The sequence below is a fragment of the Nocardiopsis sp. LOL_012 genome, from assembly GCF_048060475.1.
Taxonomy (GTDB): Bacteria; Actinomycetota; Actinomycetes; order Streptosporangiales; family Streptosporangiaceae; genus Nocardiopsis.
On sequence record NZ_JBHMIV010000001.1, the window covers coordinates 279489 to 302774 of the forward strand.

Consider the following 23286-nt stretch of genomic DNA (forward strand, 5'->3'; position numbering starts at 1 on the left):
GTGACCCTGCCTGGCCGGGTGGCCGGATCCGGCCACCCGGCCAGGCGGGGGAAAGGGACGGCGGGGGCGAGACCGGCTCAGCCCGCCGCCTCCTCGTCCACCTGTTCGCCGGTCCCGGGCGTCTCCGACGGCTGCTCCGCCTCCGGGATGCCGTCGGTGTAGAGGCCGCCGGGGGTGGTGGGGCCGAGCAGTTGGGTGACGGTGACCATCGTGAACCCGCGCGCGTCCAGTTCGGAGATGATCTGCCGCGACGCCGCGATGGTCGTGGGGTGGATGTCGTGCATGAGGATGATCGCCCCGTCCGAGGCCCCCGACAGCGCACGCTGGGTGACCAGCGAGGCGTCGCGGTCCCTCCAGTCGTAGGTGTCCACGTTCCAGATGATCTGGGACAGGCCCATGTCGGCGGTCACGGCGGTGACGCCCTCGTCGGTGGCTCCGTAGGGGGGCCGCATCATGTCCATGGTGTAGCCCGTCTCGCGGTACACCAGGGCCTGCACCGCGTCTAGTTCGGAACGCGCCCCCTGCTGGCTCAGGCCGGACAGGTCGGGGTGGTTCAGCGTGTGGTTGGCCATCTCGTGGCCCTCGGCGTAGGCGCGCCGCACCGTCGTCGCATGCGACATGACCGGCACCCCGGTGACGAAGAAGGTGGCGCGGGCGTCGTACTCGGCGAGCGTGTCCAGCAGGGCGGGGGTCCCGGCGCCGGGACCGTCGTCGTAGGTCAGCGCCACGCACTTGGTGGCGGGGTCGGAGCAGTCCACAGTGTCGTCGACCGGGGACAGCACGCCCGGAGGGGGCGTGTCCGTACCGCCTCCGGCCGTCGCGGGCGGGCTCGGCACGGAGAAGGCATCAGCGGCGACGGTCGCCGCGTCGCGGGCGCGCAGGCCCAGTTCCGACAGCAGCGGTTCGGCCAGGTCCCGTTCCACGACGGCGTGCACCCGGCCCGCGCCCACGGGCGCCACCTGGCCGTCGTCGAACTCCACGACCAGGTCGCCGGCGGGGTTGAACCCGACCGAGTCGTACAGCGAGGAGATGGGGTGGATGACCGAGCCGTCCGCCTGGTCGGGCACCCGCTCCAGGACCAGGTCGTTGAGGGCGGCCAGTTCGTCCTGCCCGGCGATCAGGGCGGTCGAGCCGTGCGCCAGGCCGGTGTCGGTCTCGTACCAGTAGGTGGAGCGGCGCTCCCGGGTCTCCTCGGAGTCGGTCTCGGTACCGGTCACGCGCACCCCCAGGACGTCGCCCGCGGCGGCGGTCAGCCCCCAGGAGCCCGTGTAGGACCTGGCACCGGGGTTGGCGGCCTCGAAGGCGCGCACCTCGCTGGCGAGCGTGTCCGCCAGGAACTCGGTGAGGGGGTCGGCACCCTGGACGGCGGGGTAGGCCACCGCCACCTCGGCGCCTCCGTCGTAGGCCAGGGAGACCTCCTCCACACCGACGACGTCGGCGGGGTCGACGACCGTGAGCTGGTCGGGGTCCCCGGTGGCCGCGGGGGGCCCGCTCTCCTCCGAGGACTGCGTGGCGGCGGTCCCGCCGGGGGAGGAGGGCGGCCAGGGCAGGACCGAGAAGCGGGTGGCGGCCAGGGCCAGGACGACCAGGACCGCGACGGCGCCGGCGGCCGTGGCCAGGGCGGCGACGGGGACCTTGGCGGACGGGGATGGATTGTTCACGTCGGGGGTTCTCCACGTTCATCCGGGGGCGACGAACATCGGCGGAGGGGAGGCGGGGGCGGCCTCTCTCCGCGGCTTGTATCGGTTGTGACGCACGACGGGGGCGTGCGGTTGCGGTGCGACGACGTGTGCCGGGGATGGTCGGAGCGGGGGCGGGGCCGTGACGGGCTGGCTGTCGGTCCTCCCTATACTCCCAGGTGTGGAAGGTACGCGTTCCACACCCGGGCCAGCCCGGGCGGTGCGCGTCGAAAGAGGGAATCCGGTGTGAATCCGGAGCTGCCCCGCAGCGGTATGTGGGAACGACAGTCGCCATGAGCACTGGTGGGCCGGCCGAGAGGACCGGTGACCGGGAAGCGGCGGCCGGTAGGTGACCGGACACGGGTCCGGTGGTGCCCGCGAGTCCGAAGACCTGCCTCCACCCGGCGGCCCGCCCGGGCCGCCGGTGGTCCCGCGCCCCGAGGGAGGGCCGGAGGCGGTGTCGGGCGCGCTCGCGGCGCGCCGCCGACGCGTGCCCTCCCATGCCCTCGTCCCGGTGCCGGAACCCGGCTTTCGACGAGGGAGAGAAGCTGTATGGACACGTCACAGGCCACCGGTGGGGGGAACGTGCGCTCCACGGTGCACGGCTACCCGAGGATCGGTCCGCGCCGTGAACTCAAGCGGGCGGTCGAGGCCTACTGGAAGGGTCGCCGCACCGCCGCCGAACTGGACACCGTCGCCGCTGGACTGCGCACGGACGCCTACGCCCTGCTGAAGGGGGCGGGGGTCGACGACCTGCCCTCCAACACGTTCTCCTACTACGACCACGTGCTGGACACCGCGGTCATGTTCGACCTGGTGCCGCCGAGGTTCGCCTCACCGGCCTCCGCCGCCGACCGCGACGAGGAGCTGCGCCGCTACTTCGCGCTCGCGCGGGGCGACCGGGGCGCCCCGCCGCTGGAGATGACCAAGTGGTTCGACACCAACTACCACTACCTGGTCCCCGAACTGGAGCCGGGCACCCGCCCGCGCCTGGTCGGCGACAAGCCCGTCGCCGAGTTCCGTGAGGCGGCCGGGGCCGGGTACCGCACCCGTCCGGTCATGGTCGGACCGCTCACGTTCCTGCTGCTGGCCAAGCCCGCAGACGGCGCCCCCGAGGGCTGGGAGCCGGTCGAGCTGCTCGATCCGCTCCTGGACGCCTACGCCGAACTCCTGGCCGACCTGAGGGCGGCCGGGGCCGAGGAGGTGCAGTTGGACGAGCCGGTCCTGGCCACCGACGAGGGCCGGGCCGCCACCAAGCACCTGGAGCGGGCCTACCGGCGCCTGGGGGCGCTGGCCGACCGTCCCTCCCTGCTGGTGTCCACCTATTTCGGATCCATCGGCGCCGACGCCCTGCGCGTTCTCAAGGACACCCCCGTCGAGGCGGTCGGCCTGGACCTGGTGACCGACTCCGAGGGCGTCGACGACCTCGTGAAGGTGTCCGGTCTGGGCAGTACCCGCCTGGTCGCCGGCGTCGTCGACGGCCGCAACGTGTGGCGCACCGACGTCCCCGCGGCGGCCGCAACCCTGGGCACGCTGCTCGGCCTGGCCGACGAGCTGACCGTGGGCACCTCCTGCTCGCTGCTGCACGTGCCCGTGGATCTGGACGCCGAGACGTCCCTGGACCCGGAGCTGCGCCGGGCGCTGGCCTTCGCCAAGCAGAAGGCCGAGGAGGTCGCCCTGCTCGGGCGGGTGCTCTCCCAGGGGGCCGGGGCCGGGCCGGAGGACTCCGCCTCCCCGCCGTCCTTCACCGACGCCCGGGTCCGGGCGCGGCTCGACGCGCTCGGGCCGGAGGCCGCCGTGCGCCCGGGGGAGCGGGGCGTTCCGGCCGACACCCCCCTCACCACCACGACGATCGGCTCGTTTCCCCAGACCGCCGAGCTGCGCGGGGCGCGCGCCGCCCACAGCAGGGGCGAGATGGGGCGGGAGGAGTATGAGCGGATCATGCGTGAGGAGATCGACCGCGTGATCGCCCTCCAGGAGGATATCGGCCTGGACGTGCTCGTGCACGGAGAGCCCGAGCGCAACGACATGGTCCAGTACTTCGCCGAGCGGCTCGACGGTTACGCGACCACCGAGTACGGGTGGGTGCAGTCCTACGGTTCGCGTTGCGTGCGGCCCCCGGTCCTGTACGGGGACGTCTTCCGTCCCGAACCGATGACGGTCGAGTGGATCACCTACGCACAGTCTCGGACGCGCAAGCCCGTCAAGGGCATGCTGACCGGCCCGGTCACCATGCTCGCCTGGTCCTTCGTCCGTACCGACCAGCCGCTGGGCGACACCGCCCGCCAGGTCGCCCTGGCGCTGAGGGACGAGATCGCCGACCTGGAGCGGGCCGGGATCCGCCACATCCAGGTGGACGAGGCGGCCCTGCGTGAGCTGCTGCCGCTGCGCGAGGAGCGGCGTTCGGCCTACATGGACTGGGCGGTGGGCTCGTTCCGCCTGGCCACCTCCGGGGTCGCGCCGACCACGGTGATCCACACGCACATGTGCTACTCGGAGTTCGGGCAGATCGTCGGCGGGATCGAGGCGCTGGACGCCGACGTCACCAGTGTCGAGGCGGCCCGTTCGCGGATGGAGCTCGTGGCGGACCTGGGCCGGCGCGGCTACGCGCGCTCGATCGGTCCCGGCGTCTACGACATCCACTCGCCGAGGGTGCCCTCGGCGGGGGAGATCGAGGAGTCCCTGCGCCTGGCGCTGGAGCACGTGGACGCCGACCGCCTGTGGGCCAACCCGGACTGCGGTCTCAAGACGCGCGGCTACGCCGAGACCGAGCAGGCCCTGCGCAACATGGTCGAGGCGGTCCGCCGGGTCCGCGCCGTCCTGTGACCGCAGCTCGCGCCGGCCCGCCGGGCCCGCGCGAGCGGACGGGCGCATACGAGGGGGCCGTGGCGCGTGCGCCGCGGCCCCCTCGGGCGTTCCGGTCCCGGGTCAGGCGCTGCCGACCAGGGCCAGGGCCTCGTTGCCGACGTTGAGCATGATGTCCTCGGTGTCGTCCGGCAGGCTCAGCTCGTCGACGGTGGCGTCGCCGAGGAAACCGAGGAGGACCTGGTACTCGATCTGGATGTTGACGTTGGCCGTGCGGATCAGCAGGACGGCCGTGGGCACTTCGTCACCCAGGTAGTCGTAGGTGGTCAGGACGTAGTGCGCCTGGTCGCCGAGGTCGACCTCGCGGCTCTCCTCGACGCCTTCGGCCAGGTAGGCCGAGTAGTCGTTGGCGCCCGTGACGTACTCAAGGTTGTACTCGTAGTCGTCCTCGGCGGCCTCCAGTGAGTCGGAGGCGGAGTAGGGCACCGCGTACTCCACGCGCAGGGAGGCGTAGGAGTCCTCGGGGTTCCCCTCGGGTGCGTCGGCCAGCGAGCTGCGGCAGCTAGCGGTGCTGTCCTGGACGGACTTGTAGCCGGCTTCGGTGAGCATGAAGTCCGCGTAGACCTGGTCGGTGAGGACGTCGCAGGGCTCGGCGGGCACGGCGTAGGGGGGCTCGCCCGCGGGAGCGGCCGTGTTCGGGTCCGGCTCGGAATCGTTGTCCGGCTCCGTCGTGGTGGTCGGCTCCTGCCCGGTGGCGGGGCCGGCCGTGGGCTGTACGGCCGGGTTGTTCTGGCCGTTGATGAAGACGGCCGCCACGACCGCGATCAGCAGGACCACGATCACCGCACCGCCGATGCCGAGGATCCAGGCGACGGCCTTGCCGCCGCTCTTGGGGGGCTGCGGCTGCGGCATGTACCCGGGGCCGTAGCCGGGCTGGCCGCCCGTGTACATCTGCTGCTCGGGGCCGGGGGGGTAGCCGGGGCCGTAGCCGGGCTGGCCACCGGTACCGGGGGCGTTGCCCGGGCCGTAGCCGGGCTGGCCACCGGTACCCGGGTCGCCGTAGGGGGCGCCCTGAGGCGGCCCGTAGGGCGGCTGGCCCCCGGGCTCTCCGCCGCCGTAGGGGTTCTGCGGTGGCTGGTTGTAAGGTCCGTTTTCGCTCATGGCTCCCCTCGCCCGGTGTTCGCTGACCGTGTTGTCTGTGACGCGTGGGAGCGCCGGTGGGTTGCGGCTTCCGGTATCCGCGGAACCGCCGGTCGGGGCGGCGGCCACGGGAACCGCTGGGGGAGGCACCGACGCCGGCGACCGGCCCGCGGGCGAGGACGAGCGGTGTGGGGCGAGGGTTCCCCGATGTCCTGAGGAGGTCCCCGGGGACGGGGAGCGACCTTGTGCCGGATCCGAGGACCGTGGAGACGCCCCATGGGCCGGATCGGACGTGTCGCATCCTAACTGCGAGGTGTGGTCACGGGGCAGGGCACCCCCTCTCAAGTGGGCGGATCGTCACCGTATTGTGCCTCTCGGGAAGAAAACGAGGTTCTGTTCGGGTCCGTCGTGGTATCGGCGGGGCAAACCCGCGCCACGGACCGCCGGGACGTGCGAGGACGCCGGTCCCGGCCGCGGGGCGCGGGGCCGCCCGCGGCGCTCGCCGTGGCCGGGAGGCGCCGCCCAGGGCCTGTGTCCGTGGCCGGTTCCGGCCACGGGATCAGAACATCGAGATGTGCACGTGGTCGTAGTGGTTCTCGGTGAGGTTGCCCCGGTCGGCCATCGGGCGCCAGCTCGTGTCGCCCCGACGGATGTCCCAGATCTGCTGCCGGTAGATGACGTACATGATCCCGAAGTCCTCGGCGTTCTCCCGCGCCCACTCGGCGATCGCCCAGCCGCGCTGGACCTGTTCCTCGGAGGGCCACTGCCCGTTGGGGTGGAGCATGAAGTCGCAGGCGCGCCCCTTGGGGTGCTCGCCAACCACGTAGCCCCCGTAGGGGCGGTAGCAGCCCACACCGCCCACGTTCGCGCCGTCGCCGAACAGTCGCTTGACCTCGTCGCGCATCTGCCGGGTGCGCGGCGTGATGCTGTCCGGCGGCTCCATCGGCTGGTACGGGTGGTCGGCGATCAGCCGCTGCACCTCCAGCCGCTGCTCCTCCAGTTCGTCCAGGTCCTCCTCGACCTCCGCGAGCCGCTCCTCGGCGTTCTCCTGCGCGGCCTCGTCGCGTTCGAGCGCCTGGTCGAGCAGGTCGAGCAGGTCCTGGTTGGTGTTGGCGAGGTAGTCGATGATCAGGGCGCGGTCGATGACGTCGTCGGGCTCGGCGTCGACGAACAGGGACATGGCGGGGTCGATCCCGCTGCCGGTGTAGGTGGCCACCGCCAGGGCGCGCACCTCGGAGCGGACCTCCTCGACCTCCTCGCGGGAGGTCTCGGCGCGCTCCTGGGCGCGCTCGGCCTCCTCCATGACGGCCTCCATGTCGCGCAGCTCCCCCTGGTAGTCCTCGGTGAGCGTGTCGACGCGTGCCCGCAGGGTGTCCATGTCCTCCGGCTCCCGCGGCAGGGCCGCCGCACCCGCGGCGTGGGGCGAGGCCACCACCAGGGCCGCCAGGGCGGCGGTGAGGGCGCCGGCGCGGGGGCGGCGCGGGCCGCGGGCGGTGAGGCCGGACAGGACGTCGCGCCAGGTCCACGCGCGGGGGTCCGGGGCCCAGAAGTCGGCGAAGGGGCCCTCCCCGGACACGCGGGCGAGGCCGGGCTCGCTGATCGGATCTTCGGACTGCACGATGTATCGCTCCTCGAACCCGCATGCGGAGGACGCCGGGGCTGACGCTTGCCTGGCCCGGAGCGGTCCGCCGCGGCGGACGCCCGGTTCCCGCCTCCCCGCGCGCACGGTCTTTCGAGGGGCGGGGTGAGGGGGATCGCCATGAGTGTAGGCGGGTTCGGGTGAATGAGGAAAAGACCTCCCATATCCACCAGCATCAAAGCCCCCAATGCGCTAAAAATAACCACATTTAGTACAGGAGAGCCGTGGATCCGGCTCGCCGGCAGCGGTGCGGGCCAGTGGGCGCCGTCGTGCCGCGCCCGCCTGCGGTCGCCACCGCCACCGCCACCGCCGCCACCGCCACCGCCGACGACGAGCCGGCGTGCGAGGTGGGACGGGGGAGGACGGCCTGGCGGGTGTTGGAAGGGCGGATATCGGCCCTGGCGGCCGGTAACGTTTGGGTCTCGTCGAATGTCCTGTTCATTGACATGTTCGCAACACCTCTGTTTACGTGATGGGAGCGCTCCCAAATACCGACCACAGAAGGTGCGTGCCGACGCTGTGACCGACCAAGAACGCTTCCCCGAAGGCTTCCTCTGGGGAGCCGCCACCGCCTCGTTCCAGATCGAGGGCGCCACCACCGCCGACGGCCGTGGCCCCAGCATCTGGGACACCTTCGCCGACCTGCCCGGAACCGTCCTGGGCGGCGACACCGGCGAACCGGCCGACGACCACTACAACCGCTACCCCGAGGACATCGGGCTCATGCGCGAGCTCAACCTCGGCGCCTACCGCTTCTCCATCGCCTGGCCGCGCGTGCTCCCCCAGGGCTCAGGGGCCGTGAACCAGGCCGGAATCGACTTCTACGACCGCCTCGTCGACGCTCTCCTGGAGGCCGGGCTCCAGCCCTGGGCCACCCTCTACCACTGGGACCTGCCCCAGGCGCTCCAGGAGTCCGGCGGCTGGACCGACCGCGACACCGCCGAGCACTTCCGCGACTACAGTGCGGTCGTCGCCGAGGCCCTCGGCGACCGGGTCGAGAACTGGATGACCCTCAACGAGCCCTGGTGCGCCTCCTTCCTCGGCCACTACCACGGTGTGCACGCCCCCGGCCACCGCGACTCCGTCGAGGCCCTGACCGCCGCCCACCACCTGCTGCTCGGCCACGGCCTGGCCACCCAGGCGATCCGCGCCACGGGGCACCCCTCCCGGGTCGGGATGGCCCACAACCAGGCGGTCATCCGCCCCCACGGCGCCAGCGCCGCGGACGCCCGCGCGGCCCGCCGCGCCGACGGGGTGCGCAACCGCATCTTCACCGACCCCGTCCTCAAGGGCGTCTACCCCGCCGACGTCAAGGCAGACCTGGCCGAGGTCACCGACTTCTCCTTCATCAAGGACGGGGACCTGGAGACCATCCACCAGCCGCTCGACTTCCTGGGCGTCAACTACTACACCCCCGAGTGGGTCGCGGGCTCGGCCAAGGGCCTGGATCCCGCCACGGTCAGCGGCGAGGGGGGCGCCTGGCTCGGCGCCGACCCCGAGGAGGTGCACGTCTCCCAGGGCCTGCCCGTCACCCACATGGGCTGGGAGATCGACCCGACCGGTATGTTCGACGTACTCCAGCGCCTGGCGGGGGAGAGCGGCGGCATCGACCTCTACGTCACCGAGAACGGGTGCGCCTTCGAGGACTCCGTCGCCGACGACGGCGGTGTCCACGACCCCGACCGGATCGACTACTACGAGGGCCACCTGCGGGCCGCCCTGGAAGCCGTGCGCGCCGGTATCCCGCTCCGCGGCTACTTCGCCTGGTCCCTGTTGGACAATTTCGAGTGGGCGTGGGGATACTCCCGCAGGTTCGGCCTCATCCACGTCGACTACGAGACCCAGAAGCGCGTGGTCAAGGACAGCGGCAAATGGTACGCGCAGTTGGCGCGGACCAGCCGGTTCCCCAGCCGGTAGAACTTGAGTCACAGGGGGCGGGGCACCGCGGTGCCCCGCCCCGCGCGTGCAGGGCCCGGCAGGGCCGAACGAGCTCATGCGAGGAGCAGCAGGTGGCCAGGAACGGTGACGGTCGGCGGCGTCCGACTCTGGAGATGGTGGCGCAGCGCGCCGGGGTCGGACGCGGTACCGTCTCCCGGGTGATCAACGGGTCCGAGCAGGTGAGCCCGCGGACCAGGGAGGCCGTGCGCAACGCGATCGCCGAACTGGGCTACAGCCCCAACCAGGCTGCGCGCACCCTGGTGACCCGGCGCACCGACACGGTGGCACTGGTGATCTCCGAACGCCGGGACCTCCTGTTCACCGACCCCTACTTCGCCGACATCGTGCACGGGGTCAGCTCGGTCCTCTCCGAACGGGACCTGCAACTGCTCCTCACCACGGCCAGGACCGAGGCGGAGCACCGCCGGACCGGTGACTACCTCAGCGGCTCCCACGTCGACGGCGCGCTGCTGGTCTCCCTCCACCGCGACGACCCCCTGCCGCAGCGCCTGGAGGAGGCCGGAGTCCCGGTGGTGCACGGCGGCCAGCCGCACTCCACGGCCCAACCCGCCCTCTACGTCGTCGACGTCGACAACGTCGGCGGGGGCCGCACGGCCACCCGCTACCTCGTCGGATCGGGGCGGCGGCGCGTGGCCACCATCAGCGGCCCCCAGGACATGAGCGCCGGCGTGGACCGGCTGACCGGGTACCGCCTGGAGCTCGAAGAGGCCGGGATCGCCCCCGACGACGGGCTGATCGTGGAGGGCGACTTCAGCGTCGAGGGCGGCGCCCGGGCGATGGAGCGCATGCTCGACGCCGGGCAGCGGCCCGACGCCGTCTTCGTCGCCTCCGACATGATGGCGGTGGGGGCCCTGCGCGTTCTGCGCGAACGCGGCCTGCGGGTGCCCGAGGACGTCGCCGTGGTCGGCTTCGACGACACACCCATGGCCCAGCACAGCGACCCCCCGCTGACCACCGTGCGCCAGCCCGTCGAACGGATGGGCCGGGAGATGGCGCGGCTGCTGGTGGAGGTGGCGATCCCCGGTGTCCGGGAGTCGCAGTCCGTCGTCCTCGACACTCGCATGGTGGTCCGCGAGTCCGCCTGATCCTCCGCACGGAGGTGCCCGAAACCGCTCTGACCCGCCCTTTCCCGAAGTATCACGGCTGGACGCGCCCCCGGGGGCTGTGCAAGGCTGGTCGCGATTTCGCTGGGGACGGTAGGAGCGCATGAACCCGACGCGGGAACCCACACACAAGCGGTGCGCGATCCTCTCATGTGACTGGTGCGAGCGCGGCGCCGACTGTCGTTTCTGCTCCGGTACCGGCTGGTGGCGGCCGCAGCGGCCCCACCGCGACGGTAGCGGGGTGATCGTCTGGCTCAGGGTGGACGAGCCCTGCCGCGTCTGTGCCGGGACGGGCAGGGAGCACGGCCCGCCCCCGGCGGGCGACCGGCCGGAGGAGGGGCCGTGGAGTGGGTGACCTACCTGTCGCCGAGCGGTGGCGGTGAACGCCTCGGAGCGGTCGACGACGGCGACGTCCTCGGCTGTCCGGGGGAGAGCGGTCTGGCCGCGCTGCTGGACGCCGGGCCCGCGGCCCTGGCCTCCGCCCGTGCCCGGGCCCTGGACGCGCCCCTGGAGATCATCGCCGAGCCCGAGGCGCGTGTGTGCGCGCCCCTGGTACCGGAGGAGCCGGTGGCGGTGGGCCCGCGCGGCGCCGAGACCGCGGTGCTCCCCGGTCTGGTCCGCGGTGTGGACGACGGAGTCGTCTCCGGGGCTCGGCGGGCGCGCGTGGGGCTGGCGGCCGTGTCCGGCTCCGGGGGAGCCCGCGACGCCTTCACGATCGCCTGCCTGTGGTCGGACGCCTCCGGTGAACCGGTCCAGCTCACCCTCGGCCCGAGGCTGGTGACCGCCGACGGTCTCCGCGCGGACCCGGAGTGCTCCGTCTTCGTGGCGGACGAACCCGTCGGCTTCGCGGTGCTGGCCCTGGCCGGCCCGTGGCCGACGGGCGGCGCCCACCGGGTGCGGGTGCTGCCGCTGGTGGAGACACCGTCGTTGGAGGACGGGGACGAGGTGGCGGTCGACGCCGGGGAGCTGGGCGGGTTCGGGGTCCGGGTCGGATCCCGGGTCTGAACCCGCTCGCCACACGCTGAGGCCTGCTTTCGGCCGCCTTCTCCGGGTTCCGGACAGCACTTGTCAACCCCTGACCGATGTGCGGGCACCGAGCGTTGTCGCTGTGTGACAGTGCGGCTCCAGGTGTTCCGTCCCCGGCAGGGCCTGCGTATACGTCATGTCACGATGTCGTGTCGGTCGGGGCGTGACGAGGGGGCCGCGCTTTGACCAAATAGTTACTTTGGTCTTTTTCGGGGTTTCGGACAGCCATCTTGACCTGGGCGGTTGGTCATAATGCCGCCAAACACGGCATGATTGGGGCGGTCGGGTGAAGATGATCCTGCCGACAGCGGTCCAGTGATGGAAGCGAGGCCTTCGCCCCCTCTTGGTACGCTATCGACCGCACGCGCACTCAGGGTTCTTCTTGGGAGGACGACCCCACGGGTGTGCGGCTCCTCTCCTCCCAGGCGAGTCCGGCGGACAGTCTTCACATCTCCCCAAACTCCCACCGCTTCACGTATCTGGTGGATCCTGTGGTCTGTACCGGTCCCAGCCGAAGGCTTCTTCGGCTGGAGAGTGGTCGAACCCTGGGTCCGACACCCGTTCGAGGCGGTGACACGAAAGGTTGCGAGGGTCCGTGTCGACACGAGCGACAGCAAACGGGGCCAATGCGCAGAGCGAGGCAGCGCAGGCCGAACATGCCGATGCCGCGCCCAGGCGCAGAGCCATGCGGTGGTGGCCACGTCACTGGCGGGTACGCTCCCGGCTAGTGGCTCTCATCGTGATCCCCACCGTCCTTGCGCTCGCGCTCGGCGGTCTGCGGATCTATGAGTCGTCGGTGACCACGGTCACCCACACCAACATCGAGGAACGCGCCGAGATCGGCGTCCTCGCGGCACAGCTCTCGAACCAGCTCGGCCGGGAACGGTCGGCCAGCGCGATCTACATCTCCGACAACCCCGACCCCGGGCAGAGGTCGGACGAGCTCCGCCAGGAGCTCGACACGGTGCGTGGGACGACGCAGAACCTCTACCTCCAGCTCGACTCCCGGCTAGCCGACCTCGGCGAACTGGACGACCCCATCGCCCAGGCCCGCCTGGAGAGCCTGAAGAGCCAGCTCGACACGCTGGAGGACCTGCGCGAGGAGGTCGACGGGACCCGTATCACGGTGCTCCCCGTGACCGCCAAGTACCGCACCATCACCCGCGCGCTCACCGAGTTCAACCAGACCATCGCCGACCAGAGCGACGACACCGAACTCCGTGAGGGCGTGCGCGCCCTGACCGCGCTCTCCAGCGCGCGCGACCAGCTCTCCTACGAGACCGCCCTCATGCGCCACGCGCTCTCCCGCGACACGATGACCGGCGGTGTCTCCGAGGCCATCGAGTCCAGCCGGGCGCGGTACGAGAACGAGATCAACAACTTCATCCAGGCCGCCGACTCCGCGCAGCGCCGCGTGTTCGACGAGAACTACACCGGTCTGGACGTCAGCCAGGTCTCCACGATGCGCATGCGTGTGATGTACCGTGCCGAGCGCGACGCCGACCTCACCGGTGTCACCGACAACGACGGCCCCGAGGACTACCAGGAGATCGCCGCCCGCGCCCTCGACCGCATGGAGGAGGTCGAGGTCACCATCGCCGAGGGCGTCCGGGACGACGCCGACCAGTTGGGCAGGGCGGCCCTGGTCCGCACGGTCACCGACCTCTCCGTCATCGCCGCCGTCCTCCTCGCGGTCTTCTTCGTCACCTCCCTGGTGGCCCGCTCCCTGGTGCGCCCGCTGCGCACCCTGGAGGAGGGCGCCCGGCGCGTCGCCGAGCGTGACCTGCACGAGGCGATCACCCGCATGCAGGAGGCCGGCAGCGCACCGGAGGCGGTGCGCGTCAACCCCATCGACGTGCACACCGAGGACGAGATCGGCGAGGTGGCGCGCGCCTTCGACGACGTCCACCGCGTGGCCCTGACACTGGCCTCCGACGAGGCCGCCCTGCGCAGCAACGTCAACGCGATGTTCGTCAACCTCTCCCGCCGGAGCCAGACGCTGGTGGAGCGGCAGTTGCGCCTCATCGACGGTCTGGAGCAGTCCGAGCAGGACTCCGACCGCCTGTCCGACCTGTTCCAGCTCGACCACCTCGCCACGCGCATGCGCCGCAACAACGAGAACCTGCTGGTCCTGTCCGGGCAGGACAACACCCGCAAGTGGGCGCAGCCCGTCCCGCTGGTCGACGTCCTGCGCGGCGCGGTCTCCGAGGTCGAGCAGTACGAGCGCGTCAACGTGCGCGCCCCGTCCCACATCTCGGTGCTCGGCCGCCCGGTCAACGACATCATCCACCTGGTGGCCGAGCTGGTCGAGAACGCCACCTCCTTCTCTCCGCACGACACCGAGGTCCTGGTCAGCGCCAAGACGCTCGACAACGGCGGGGTCCAGGTGGACGTCACCGACAGCGGTATCGGCATGGCGCCGGAGGACCTGGCGGCGATCAACGCCCGCCTGGCCGCCCCGCCGGTCGTCGACGTCGCGGTCTCGCGCCGCATGGGCCTTTTCGTGGTCTCGCGCCTGGCACACCGCCACAGCGTCACCCTCCAGCTCATGGAGGCCCACGGCGGTGGCACCACCGCCCGCGCGATCCTTCCGCCAGACCTGCTCATCACCCCGGTCGAGGGACAGCACTCCGTCACCGGAGCGCAGCCCCGCGCAGAGCTCCCCTCGGGCACGCCGGACACCTTCGCCGACGCAGAGGCCGCCTTCGCCTCCAGCCCCGCGCCCACCGAGCCCGGTGACACCTGGCAGGGCCAGGAGGGCGGTGTCAGCGCCCTGGGCAGCGGGCTGCCCAAGCGCAGCCCCGGTTCCAACCGGGCCGACGAACACCCGCCCAGCGGTCAGGACCTGTGGAACACCTCCAGGAACGGCTCCGCCCCGGTCGAGCCGACCAGGGGCGCCGGCACCACCGGTACACCTGGGGTCGACGGCCCGCAGCAGGTGGTCGACCCCTACGACACCCCGGAGGAGCAGCGCGCGTCCGACACCACCGGCGGCCACAGCCTGTTCGACCCGGCTCCGCGCAGCGGCGGCCCCCGGTCCGACTTCGGCGACACCGGCGCTCCGAACCGTTCGAGTGAGACCGGTTCGTTCGCCCGGCCCACGGACACCGGTGCCTTCAGTCGGCCCACGGACACCGGCGCGTTCACCCGGCCCACGGACACCGGCGCGTTCACCCGGCCCGCCGACACCGGTTCCCGCGGTGCCTTCGGAGGTTCCCGCATCGGCGGCCACGACCGCTCGCCGCTGTCCGGTGAGAGCCGGACCGAGTCCTTCCCCGCGGTCTCCCCGCAGCCCGCACCCTCGGCCAACGACACCGGGCGCTGGAGTCCGGGCGGCAACGAGTCCCGCGAGGGGTACGGGTCCACGGCCTACCTGTCGCGCCGCTACGGCGGCGGCCAGGGGTCGGACAGCACCGTCGTCCCCCCGACCCCGGCGAGCGAGAACAACGACTCGCTGCCGATCTTCGACGCCATCGAGTCGAACTGGTTCAAACGTCGAACGGGAGGACCCACCGTGGACTCCACCGAGACCGGACCGATTCCGCAGGTCGGTGGGGACGTTCAGCGCCCCGCGAGCGAGCCCTCCGCGTCGTCGGCACCCTCCGAGCCGGCCGCGCCGACCGGCGGAACCGAGCAGGGCTGGAACTCCGCGGCGGACCGCGGATGGAAGGCGGCCCGGACCGCGGCCGACCCCATGGCGGGCGGTCTGACGACCTCGGGCTTGCCAAAACGCGTTCCCAAGGCAAACCTTGTTCCGGGAACCGCTCCCAAACCGGAGAACTTCAACAAGATGCCCGCACGCAGCGCGGACCGCGTCCGCAACCGCTTCTCCGGGTTCCAGAAGGGCGTCCGGGACGGACGCAACCAGCTCGGAGGAGGTTCGAACGAGGGATGACCTCAGTGGACCACGGTGGGACGGGGTCCCCCTTATTTCGGGAAGCAGAATGCAATAGCATCTACCGAGCTTCTCGGACGCGTTGCGCCCACCGCCTGACGAGAATCGAACACCAGACCCCCGGCCGTTCCCTCGGGAGGGACCGGGTACGACGCAGAAACAGTGCTGTCACATGCCGTGCCGGCGGTAGCAGTGCAGTGAGACCAGCCGGCGAATTCGGACAGGAGATCAGATGAGTCGACAGGTGAACGAGCTCAACTGGTTGATCACTGACTTTGCCGATCGGGTCCCCGATGTCGCCCACGCGATCGTCGTCTCCTCTGACGGCCTTCCGTTGGCATCGTCATCGGGGTTCCCGGCGGACAGGGCCGACCAGTTGGCCGCCATCGCCTCCGGGCTGTCCAGCCTGACTCAGGGAGCGTCCCGGGTGTTCGAGGGCGGAGCGGTCGCTCAGACCGTCGTGGAGATGGAGCGGGGGCTGATGCTCATCATGGCCATCAGCGACGGCTCCTGCCTGGCGGTTCTGGCGTCGGCGGAAAGCGATCTGGGTCTGGTCGCGTACGAGATGACCCTGCTCGTCGAGCGGGCGGGGCGGGCGCTGACACCAACGGCGCGCACCTCGGGAATCCACTGATCCACCACCGACAGGAGGAAGTGGTGGCACCTCACAGTAGAGATGCCGGGAGCGCCTCGTGGTTCGGTCAACAGCCGAGCGGTCCCCCCACGGGTGGGATGCCGTCTGTGCCGAGCGGCGGAGATGTTCCCCGACCTATCCAACAACCATACGAACAACGGCCCGTAGGGAGCGGTTCGCCCAGTTCGCTGGTGCGTCCCTACGCGGTCACCAAGGGTCGGACCAAGCCGAAGTCACAGCTTCCCCTGGAGGCTCTGATCTCGGCGACGGCCGCGGCCCGCAATGAGTCTGGGACGCTGACGCCCGAGTGGCAGGCGATCAGCGACCTGTGCCGGGAGTGGCGGTCCGTGGCGGAGATCTCCGCCCTTCTCCGGATGCCGCTCGGTGTGGCGCGGGTGCTCGTGGCGGACATGTCGGAGCAGGGCCTGGTCCAGATCAGGTCTTCGATGAACAACGACGCCCGTCCCAACACCAACCTGCTTGAAAGGGTGCTCAGTGGACTTCGCAAGCTCTAGCCCAGCCGAGGAAGGCGGTGCTGGGGGGAACGCGATGACGTCGGTCAAGATCGTCGTCGCCGGGGGCTTCGGTGTCGGGAAGACGACATTCGTGGGCTCCGTCTCCGAGATCGTGCCGCTGACCACCGAAGCGGTCATGACCAGCGCCAGTGTCGGGGTCGACGACCTCGCCAAGACGCCGGACAAGCAGACCACCACCGTGGCGATGGACTTCGGCCGTGTCTCCCTCGACTCCGACCTGATCCTGTACCTGTTCGGCACCCCCGGACAGCACCGGTTCTGGTTCATGTGGGACGACCTGGTCAAAGGCGCCATCGGCGCCGTCGTCCTGGTGGACACCCGCCGCCTGGCGGACTGCTTCCCCGCGATCGACTACTTCGAGGAGGCGCGTCTGCCCTTCATCGTGGCGATCAACGGGTTCGACGGCTACTACCCCCACGCCGCCGACGAGGTTCGGGACGCGCTCACGCTCAGTCCCGAGATCCCGATCGTCACCGTGGACGCCCGAGACCGGGCCTCCACCAAGTCGACGCTCATCACCCTCGTCGAGCACGCCATCACGGTGGGCGATCCCGAAGGTGCGGCCGGACAGCCCACCTCCACGGGAGGCCAGAACTCCTGGCGATAGTTTCCATGCCCGCTCAGGAACCGCTCCACCTCAGGTTCGTGTTCGGGCGCCCGCAGGGTGCCGTAAGGCTCGCAGCCGCAGACGGCCCCGTGTCGAGGGCGCCCGAACCGTGCCCACCCGTCACCCACCACCACCCTCAACGGTTGGCCTTACGGCCGCAGTACCCCCCTCTTCGTCACCCACCACCACCCTCAACGGTCGGCCTTCCAGACCCACCCTCCCGCCTCGCATGACGACAGGGCGGGATCTGCGGTGCGCACTGGCATCATGGGGTGATGAGCCCTTCCTCCCCTGACGCCCCAGCCATGACCCGGCGGTTCCGCGAGGTCGCCGAGCGGGTGCTCGACGCCCTTCTGGAGGACGCCCCCGAATGGGCGCTCGACCTCGGTGACACAGGGGCGGCCGCCCGGCTGTCCGACCACTCCGCGGAGGCCGACGCGCGCCGCGTCGCCATGCTCACCGACGCCCTCGGCTCACTCGACGAGATCGACGGGGACCTGATCCCGGCGGGGGACCTGGCCGACCTGGAGATCCTGCGCTCCCGGATCGCCGCGGACCTGTGGCGCACCACAGAACTGCGCCCGCACACCTACGACCCCCTCCTGTACTCCCCGGGCGAGGCCGTCCACACCCTCCTGGAACGCGACGCGCTCCCGCTCCCCGAACGCCTGGAGGCGCTGGCCGCGCGCTGCGCCGCGCTGCCCGACTACCTGTCCACGGCGCGCGCACGCCTGTCCGAGGGCCGCGGCATGCCGCGTGTGCACGTGGAGACCGCCCTGGCCCAGCTCGCGGGCGCCGAGGCGATGCTCACCGACGCCGTCCCGGCACTCGCCGCCCGCGAACCGTCCCTCGCGCCCAGAGTCGAACCCGCGCGGGAGGCCGCGCTCGCCGCCGTCGAGACCTACCGCGCGTGGTTGCGCGAGCGGCTGGAGGGGGCCACCGCCGACCCGCGCCTGGGCGAGCGCGCCTTCGCCGCCCAGCTCTGGTACACGCTCGACTCCGAGCTCTCCCCCGAGGCGCTCCTGGTGCGGGCCGAGAGCGACCTCATCGCCACCGAGGAGGCCATCGCCGAGGCCGCCGCCGAGTACGAGGGGAGCCCACGCAGGCCCGGACAGGTCGCCGAGGTTCTCGCTCGCATCGCCGACACCTCGGCCACCGGGCCCGACACCGTCCAGCCCACCTGTGGCCGTGCACTGGACCACCTCAAGGCCCGGGTCCGCGACCTGGACCTGGTCACGCTGTACGACGACCCGGTGGAGATCGTTACCATGCCCGAGGCGCGCCGGGGCGTGGCCGTGGCCTACTGCGACCCGCCCGGCCCCCTCGACCCCCGCGCCCACGAACTGCCCACGTTCATCGCCGTGGCCCCGCCGCCCGAGGACTGGCCGCAGCCGCGCCGGGCCTCGTTCTTCCGCGAGTACAACGCCACCATGCTGCGCAACCTCATGGTCCACGAGGCGGTGCCCGGCCACGCCCTCCAGCTCGCCCACGCCGCCCGTCACGACGGCGCCACGCGCGTGCGCAGGATCCTGGGCAGCGGCACCTTCACCGAGGGGTGGGCGGTCTACACCGAGGAGCTCATGGCACGCCACGGCTGGTCCGGCGCCACCGGGCGGGAGGCGCGCCGCGCCGACCTCGCCCTGCGGCTGGTCCAGCTCAAGATGCGGCTGCGCGTCATCCTCAACTCCATCCTGGACGTGCGCGTGCACACAGGGGACCTCACCGAGGCCGAGGCGGTCGCCCTGCTCACCGGGCGCGGCCACCAGGAGGAGGGCGAGGCGGTCGGCAAGTGGCGCCGCGCCCAGCTCACCAGCGCCCAGCTGTCCACCTACTACACCGGCTACACCGAGGTCGCCGAGATCTCCCGCGACCTGGCCGGGCACCGCCCCGAGCTGGGCACGCGCGGGCGGCACGACGCCATGCTCGCCCACGGCTCCCCGCCGCCGCGCCACCTGCGCACGCTGCTGGGGCTGTGACGGCGCGTCCCGCATCCCCCGCCCTATGCTGGGGTGTGGAAGAGGAACGCGCAGGGCCACGGAACGGAAATCAGGTGCCATGAGCGGTGTCGACGACGAACCCGGGAGCGGTCGGCCGGGTGCCGGGACCGGCAGCCCCGACGGCTGGGAGCGGCTGTGGACGCCGCACCGCATGGCCTACGTCAAGGGTGAGGGCAAACCCACCGGATCGGCCCCCGAGGACGGCTGCCCCTTCTGCCGGGCGCCCGGACTCGACGACCCCGACGGGCTCGTGGTCGCCCGCGGCAAGAGCGCCTTCGTCGTCCTCAACCTCTACCCCTACAACAGCGGCCACCTGCTCGTGTGCCCCTACCGCCACGTGTCGGACTACACCGCCCTGGACGCCGACGAGACCGCGGAGGTCGCCGCGCTCACCCAGGCCGGGATCCACGCGCTCACCGCCGCCTACCGCCCCCACGGCTTCAACGTCGGACTCAACCTCGGTACTGTTGCCGGTGCCGGCATCGCCGCCCACCTGCACCAGCACATCGTCCCCCGGTGGGGAGGCGACACCAACTTCATGCCGGCCATCGGGCAGACCAGGATCCTGCCCGAGATGCTGGAGCGTACCCGCGAGACCCTGGCCGAGTACTGGCCCGGCACCTGACCCCGCCCCGCCGGGCCGTGGGCCGCGCCACCCGGGCGCGGATCCCACCGCCGAACCCGTTCCCGCCCTACCATCACAAGAAGACATGCTGAGAATCCTTCGCCCCTTGACCTCACGGGTCACCGCTCCGCTCGGCCGGAGCCTGGCCCGGATCGGCATCTCCCCGAACGCCGTGACCCTCGTCGGCACCGCCGGGGTCGTCGCCGCCGCGCTCTACTTCTATCCCCGCGGGGACCTGTACGCCGGCACGATCGTCATCGCGGTCTTCGCCCTCTTCGACATGCTCGACGGCGCCGTCGCGCGGGCCGGGGACCAGGCCAGCGACTTTGGCGCCTTCCTCGACTCCACCCTCGACCGGGTCGCCGACGCCGCCGTCCTGGCCGGGCTCCTGTGGTGGTTCATCAGCGAGGGTGACGAACCCGTGCTCGCCGGACTCACCCTGTTCTGCCTCGTCACCGGCTTCATGGTGTCCTACATCAAGGCCCGCGCCGAGGGGCTGGGCGTCAACTGCGACGTGGGCGTCGCCGAACGCACCGAACGCCTCATCATCATCCTCGCCGCCGTCGGCCTGCACGGGTTCGGCGTGCCCTACGTCCTGGCCGCCGGGCTGTGGATCCTGGCCGTCATGAGCCTGGTCACCGTCCTGCAAAGGCTCCTGGAGACGCGCGCGCGGCTCACCGGGGAGACCGAGCCGGACGGATACGATCACCACGCCGCCGACGGCGAGGCCTGAGGCCGTACGCGACGAGGAAGGACGACGTGGACGAACGCACCGCCGCCCTGGCCTACGCGGCCGGGTGGGCGCTGATCCGACGATCGCCTGAAAGGGCCGGACGCGGGGTGTTCCAGGCCATCGCCGACCGCGCCTGGCGCACCCACGGCGACGGCACCCGCGGACTGGAGCGCAACCTGAGCCGCCTCCTCGGCCCCGGGGCCACCGACGCGCGGCTGCGCGCCCTCTCCCGCGCCGGGATGCGCTCCTACATGCGCTACTACTACGAGATGTTCCGCCTGCCCGCCATGGGCCGCGACCACATCCTGGCCCACACCCGGGCCGAGGGCATCCACCGCGTGGAGGAGAACGTGCGCTCCGGCCGGGGCGCGATCGCCGCCCTGCCGCACATGGGCAACTGGGACCACGCGGGCGCCTGGATCAGCCTGCGGGGCATCCCGCTGACCACTGTCGCCCAGCGCCTGGAACCGGAGAGCGTCTACCGCCGCTTCACCGCCTACCGCGAGTCCCTGGGCATGGAGGTCCTGCCCCTGACCGGGGGAGCGGGCGTCTACGGCACGCTCGCGCGGCGGCTGCGCGCCGGCGGTCTCGTGTGCCTGCTCGCCGACCGCGACCTCGGCGGCACGGGCCCCGAGGTCGAGTTCTTCGGCGAGGCGGCGCGCATGCCCTCCGGACCGGCGGCCCTGGCCCTGAACACCGGCGCCGCCCTGCTGCCCGTCTCCCTGTGGTACGACGGCCCGAGGTGGAACATCCGCGTCCACGAGGAGGTGCCCGTCGCCCCCGGTGCCACCCGCTCCGACCGGATCCGGGCCACCACGCAGCGCCTCGCCGACGTCTTCCAGAGCGAGATCGCCGCACACCCGGAGGACTGGCACATGCTTCAACCCGTGTTCAGCGCCGACCACGACGCCCACCGCCTCGGCCACTGGCCCGACACCCGCCACCCCCAAGCCCCGGCACCGGCAGAGGAAGCGCCCGCGTGAGCGCACCGATGCGGGTGGGCCTGGTCTGCCCCTACGCCTGGGACGTACCGGGCGGGGTGCAGCAGCACGTCGGCGACCTCGCCGACACGCTCACCGCGCTGGGCCACCACGTATCGGTCCTGGCCCCCGTCGGCGGCAGCCCCGCCGGCCTGCCCGGCCACCTCGTCCCGGCGGGCCGCCCCGTCCCCGTGCCCTACAACGGGTCCGTGGCCCGGCTCAGCTTCGGACCGCGCACCGCCGCGCGCGTCCGCCGCTGGATCGACGAGGGTGGCTTCGACCTGCTGCACATCCACGAACCCTCCGCGCCCAGCGTCTCCCTGCTCTCCTGCTGGGCGGCGGACGGCCCCATGGTCGCCACCTTCCACACCAGCAACCCGCGCTCGCGCGCCATGGCGATGACCTCGGGCGCGCTGCGCTCGGCCCTGGAGAAGATCAACGCCCGCGTGGCCGTCTCCGAGGCGGCCCGGCGCACCCTCGTCGAACACCTCGGCGGCGACGCGGTACTCATCCCCAACGGGGTGTGCACCGACCGCTTCGCTCGCGCGCAACCCCTGTCCGGATGGCCCGGCGAGGGCGGCTCCCTCGGCTTCCTCGGCCGCCTGGACGAGCCCCGCAAGGGCCTGGCCGTCCTCCTGGAGGCCTTCACCCTCCTGGCCCACGACCGCCCCGGCCTGCGCGTGCTCGTGGCCGGGCCCGGCGACCCCGAACCGGCGCTCTCGGCCGTCCCCGAACCCCTGCGCCGCCGCGTCACCGTCCTGGGGCGGCTCGACGACGCCGACAAGGTGCGCGCCTACCACTCCGCCGACGTCTTCTGCGCCCCCAACCTGGGCGGGGAGAGCTTCGGAATCGTCCTCACCGAGGCCATGTCCGCCGGGGCGGCCGTCGTCGCCAGCGACATCCCCGCCTTCTCCGCCGTCCTCGACCACGGTGCCGCGGGCGCGCTCTTCCGCGCCGGCGACGCCGCCCACCTGGCCGAGCGCGCCGCGGCCCTCCTCGACGATCCCGCGCGCCGCGCCGAACTCTCCCGTGCCGCGCGCACGGCCGTGCGCCCCTACGACTGGGAGACCGTCACCGCCGACCTCGTCCGCGTCTACGAGACCGTCCTGATGCGCGACGGCCGGGGACGGCCCAGCGCGCCCCGCGTCCGCCTGGACACCGGGCCGCGCGCCACCGCCCTGCTGCGCCGGGGAGGGGGTGACGCGCGGTGGACGCCCCGCTCATGATCGCCGCCGCCGTCACCACCGCACTGCTCCTGGTGCTGGTGGGCTTCTACCTGTCGTGGCGGGCCACCCGCCTGGACCGCCTCCACCACCGGGTGGAGACCGCCCGCGCCGCGCTGGACGCCGCACTGCTGCGGCGCGGGTCGGCCGTCCTGGACCTGGCCGCCGCCGAGGGGATCGGCGCCGACCGGGCCGCGGCACTGGCCGGGGCCGCCACCGCCGCGCGCCGGGCCGCGCCGGAGGGGCGCGAGGTCGCCGAGAGCGCGCTGTCCCGGGTCCTGCGGGAGGTGCTCGAACCCCTCGACCCTCCCGCCGGCCTGCGCGGCCACCTGGAGGAGGTCGACGACGCCGCCAAGGGCGTCCACCTGGCCCGCACCTTCCACAACGACGCCGTCACCGACACCCGGCGTGCCCGCCGCTCCCGCCTCGTGCGGGGCCTGCGTCTGGCGGGCACCGCGCCCCTGCCGGACTTCTTCGAGATCGACGACCAGCCGCCCGCCCTGCGACCGGTCCCCACCCCCTCCGACGCCCCTGGGCGGGGTGTGCCGGGAGCAACACCGGACGTGCCCGAAAAGCCGTGAAAGGGACCAACTAGGATGGAGACCTGGTAGACCCAGGGTGCGCGGCGCCGATGGCGTCCGTGTCCCCACGCGTGACCGCTGTCGTTGCCCCGGCCCACCGCTACCCAGCAAGCAGCGACACACC

The 23286-nt window shown here is 72.2% G+C and carries 17 protein-coding genes and 1 riboswitch; of the genes, 14 read left to right on the forward strand and 3 right to left on the reverse strand.

Translation table 11 applies throughout. The features are described 5' to 3' along the window. Positions 1 to 77 precede the first annotated feature (77 nt). Complete coding sequence (locus ACFHWE_RS01260; RefSeq protein ID WP_416598660.1) at positions 78 to 1661, reverse strand: polysaccharide deacetylase family protein; 1584 nt, start codon at positions 1659 to 1661, stop codon at positions 78 to 80. A 187-nt stretch (positions 1662 to 1848) separates the two neighbouring features. Further along, positions 1849 to 2093: riboswitch (cobalamin riboswitch) on the forward strand. 138 nt (positions 2094 to 2231) lie between these two features. On the opposite strand from ACFHWE_RS01260, the gene metE reads away from it, so the two are divergent. After that, on the forward strand, positions 2232 to 4505 hold the full coding sequence (gene metE / locus ACFHWE_RS01265; protein ID WP_416598661.1) for a 5-methyltetrahydropteroyltriglutamate--homocysteine S-methyltransferase: 2274 nt from the start codon (positions 2232 to 2234) through the stop codon (positions 4503 to 4505). Positions 4506 to 4607: 102 nt separating this feature from the next. On the opposite strand, the gene ACFHWE_RS01270 is transcribed toward metE, so the two are convergent. Together ACFHWE_RS01270 and ACFHWE_RS01275 are read right to left on the reverse strand one after the other, a co-directional pair. Beyond that, entirely contained in the window at positions 4608 to 5645 is a 1038-nt protein-coding gene (locus ACFHWE_RS01270) for a DUF3558 domain-containing protein (protein ID WP_416598662.1), read from the reverse strand. Between the two features lie 538 nt (positions 5646 to 6183). Next, entirely contained in the window at positions 6184 to 7242 is a 1059-nt protein-coding gene (locus ACFHWE_RS01275; RefSeq protein ID WP_416598663.1) for a coiled-coil domain-containing protein, read from the reverse strand. Between the two features lie 540 nt (positions 7243 to 7782). Between ACFHWE_RS01275 and ACFHWE_RS01280 the strand changes: the two genes are divergently transcribed. The 13 genes from ACFHWE_RS01280 (at position 7783) to ACFHWE_RS01340 (ending at position 23162) form a co-directional block, all read left to right on the forward strand. Further along, complete coding sequence (locus ACFHWE_RS01280; RefSeq protein WP_416598664.1) at positions 7783 to 9180, forward strand: GH1 family beta-glucosidase; 1398 nt, start codon at positions 7783 to 7785, stop codon at positions 9178 to 9180. Positions 9181 to 9272: 92 nt separating this feature from the next. Next, the gene (locus ACFHWE_RS01285; protein ID WP_416598665.1) at positions 9273 to 10307 is read left to right on the forward strand and encodes a LacI family DNA-binding transcriptional regulator; all 1035 of its coding nucleotides are present in this window, start codon (positions 9273 to 9275) and stop codon (positions 10305 to 10307) included. Positions 10308 to 10667: 360 nt separating this feature from the next. After that, complete coding sequence (locus ACFHWE_RS01290; RefSeq protein WP_416598666.1) at positions 10668 to 11330, forward strand: hypothetical protein; 663 nt, start codon at positions 10668 to 10670, stop codon at positions 11328 to 11330. A 706-nt stretch (positions 11331 to 12036) separates the two neighbouring features. Continuing rightward, the gene (locus tag ACFHWE_RS01295) at positions 12037 to 15246 is read left to right on the forward strand and encodes a nitrate- and nitrite sensing domain-containing protein (protein ID WP_416598667.1); all 3210 of its coding nucleotides are present in this window, start codon (positions 12037 to 12039) and stop codon (positions 15244 to 15246) included. A 232-nt stretch (positions 15247 to 15478) separates the two neighbouring features. Next, positions 15479 to 15880, forward strand: coding sequence for a roadblock/LC7 domain-containing protein (locus ACFHWE_RS01300; RefSeq protein ID WP_416598668.1), 402 nt, complete (start codon positions 15479 to 15481; stop codon positions 15878 to 15880). 98 nt (positions 15881 to 15978) lie between these two features. Next, a complete protein-coding gene (locus tag ACFHWE_RS01305; RefSeq protein WP_416598669.1) occupies positions 15979 to 16395 on the forward strand; it encodes a DUF742 domain-containing protein in 417 nt (138 codons plus the stop codon). A gap of 34 nt (positions 16396 to 16429) precedes the next feature. Then, a complete protein-coding gene (locus tag ACFHWE_RS01310; protein ID WP_028648984.1) occupies positions 16430 to 17023 on the forward strand; it encodes a GTP-binding protein in 594 nt (197 codons plus the stop codon). Positions 17024 to 17328: 305 nt separating this feature from the next. Then, positions 17329 to 18999 carry a DUF885 domain-containing protein gene (locus ACFHWE_RS01315; RefSeq protein WP_416598693.1) on the forward strand — a complete coding sequence of 557 codons (1671 nt, stop codon included), beginning with the start codon at positions 17329 to 17331 and terminating at the stop codon, positions 18997 to 18999. Between the two features lie 79 nt (positions 19000 to 19078). Beyond that, complete coding sequence (locus ACFHWE_RS01320; RefSeq protein ID WP_416598670.1) at positions 19079 to 19645, forward strand: HIT family protein; 567 nt, start codon at positions 19079 to 19081, stop codon at positions 19643 to 19645. A gap of 106 nt (positions 19646 to 19751) precedes the next feature. After that, positions 19752 to 20378, forward strand: coding sequence for a phosphatidylinositol phosphate synthase (pgsA, locus tag ACFHWE_RS01325; RefSeq protein ID WP_416598671.1), 627 nt, complete (start codon positions 19752 to 19754; stop codon positions 20376 to 20378). Between the two features lie 26 nt (positions 20379 to 20404). Next, complete coding sequence (locus ACFHWE_RS01330; protein WP_416598672.1) at positions 20405 to 21361, forward strand: phosphatidylinositol mannoside acyltransferase; 957 nt, start codon at positions 20405 to 20407, stop codon at positions 21359 to 21361. Positions 21362 to 21369: 8 nt separating this feature from the next. Then, positions 21370 to 22584 (forward strand): glycosyltransferase family 4 protein, encoded by a 1215-nt coding sequence (locus ACFHWE_RS01335; protein ID WP_416598694.1) that lies wholly within the window; start codon positions 21370 to 21372, stop codon positions 22582 to 22584. Further along, entirely contained in the window at positions 22581 to 23162 is a 582-nt protein-coding gene (locus tag ACFHWE_RS01340) for a hypothetical protein (RefSeq protein ID WP_416598695.1), read from the forward strand. Before ACFHWE_RS01335 ends, ACFHWE_RS01340 begins: the two co-directional genes overlap by 4 nt. The last annotated feature ends 124 nt before the right edge of the window (positions 23163 to 23286 follow it).

What these genes read in the sequence shown, in the direction of transcription:
- ACFHWE_RS01270 (WP_416598662.1), bottom strand. Translation starts at nt 5,645, where the DNA reads ATGAGCGAAAACGGACCTTACAACCAGCCACCGCAGAACCCCTACGGC.
- ACFHWE_RS01315 (WP_416598693.1), top strand. Translation starts at nt 17,329, where the DNA reads ATGACCCGGCGGTTCCGCGAGGTCGCCGAGCGGGTGCTCGACGCCCTT.
- metE (WP_416598661.1), top strand. Translation starts at nt 2,232, where the DNA reads ATGGACACGTCACAGGCCACCGGTGGGGGGAACGTGCGCTCCACGGTG.
- ACFHWE_RS01300 (WP_416598668.1), top strand. Translation starts at nt 15,479, where the DNA reads ATGAGTCGACAGGTGAACGAGCTCAACTGGTTGATCACTGACTTTGCC.
- ACFHWE_RS01295 (WP_416598667.1), top strand. Translation starts at nt 12,037, where the DNA reads ATGCGGTGGTGGCCACGTCACTGGCGGGTACGCTCCCGGCTAGTGGCT.
- ACFHWE_RS01310 (WP_028648984.1), top strand. Translation starts at nt 16,430, where the DNA reads ATGACGTCGGTCAAGATCGTCGTCGCCGGGGGCTTCGGTGTCGGGAAG.
- ACFHWE_RS01335 (WP_416598694.1), top strand. Translation starts at nt 21,370, where the DNA reads ATGCGGGTGGGCCTGGTCTGCCCCTACGCCTGGGACGTACCGGGCGGG.
- ACFHWE_RS01320 (WP_416598670.1), top strand. Translation starts at nt 19,079, where the DNA reads ATGAGCGGTGTCGACGACGAACCCGGGAGCGGTCGGCCGGGTGCCGGG.
- ACFHWE_RS01340 (WP_416598695.1), top strand. Translation starts at nt 22,581, where the DNA reads ATGATCGCCGCCGCCGTCACCACCGCACTGCTCCTGGTGCTGGTGGGC.
- ACFHWE_RS01305 (WP_416598669.1), top strand. Translation starts at nt 15,979, where the DNA reads ATGCCGTCTGTGCCGAGCGGCGGAGATGTTCCCCGACCTATCCAACAA.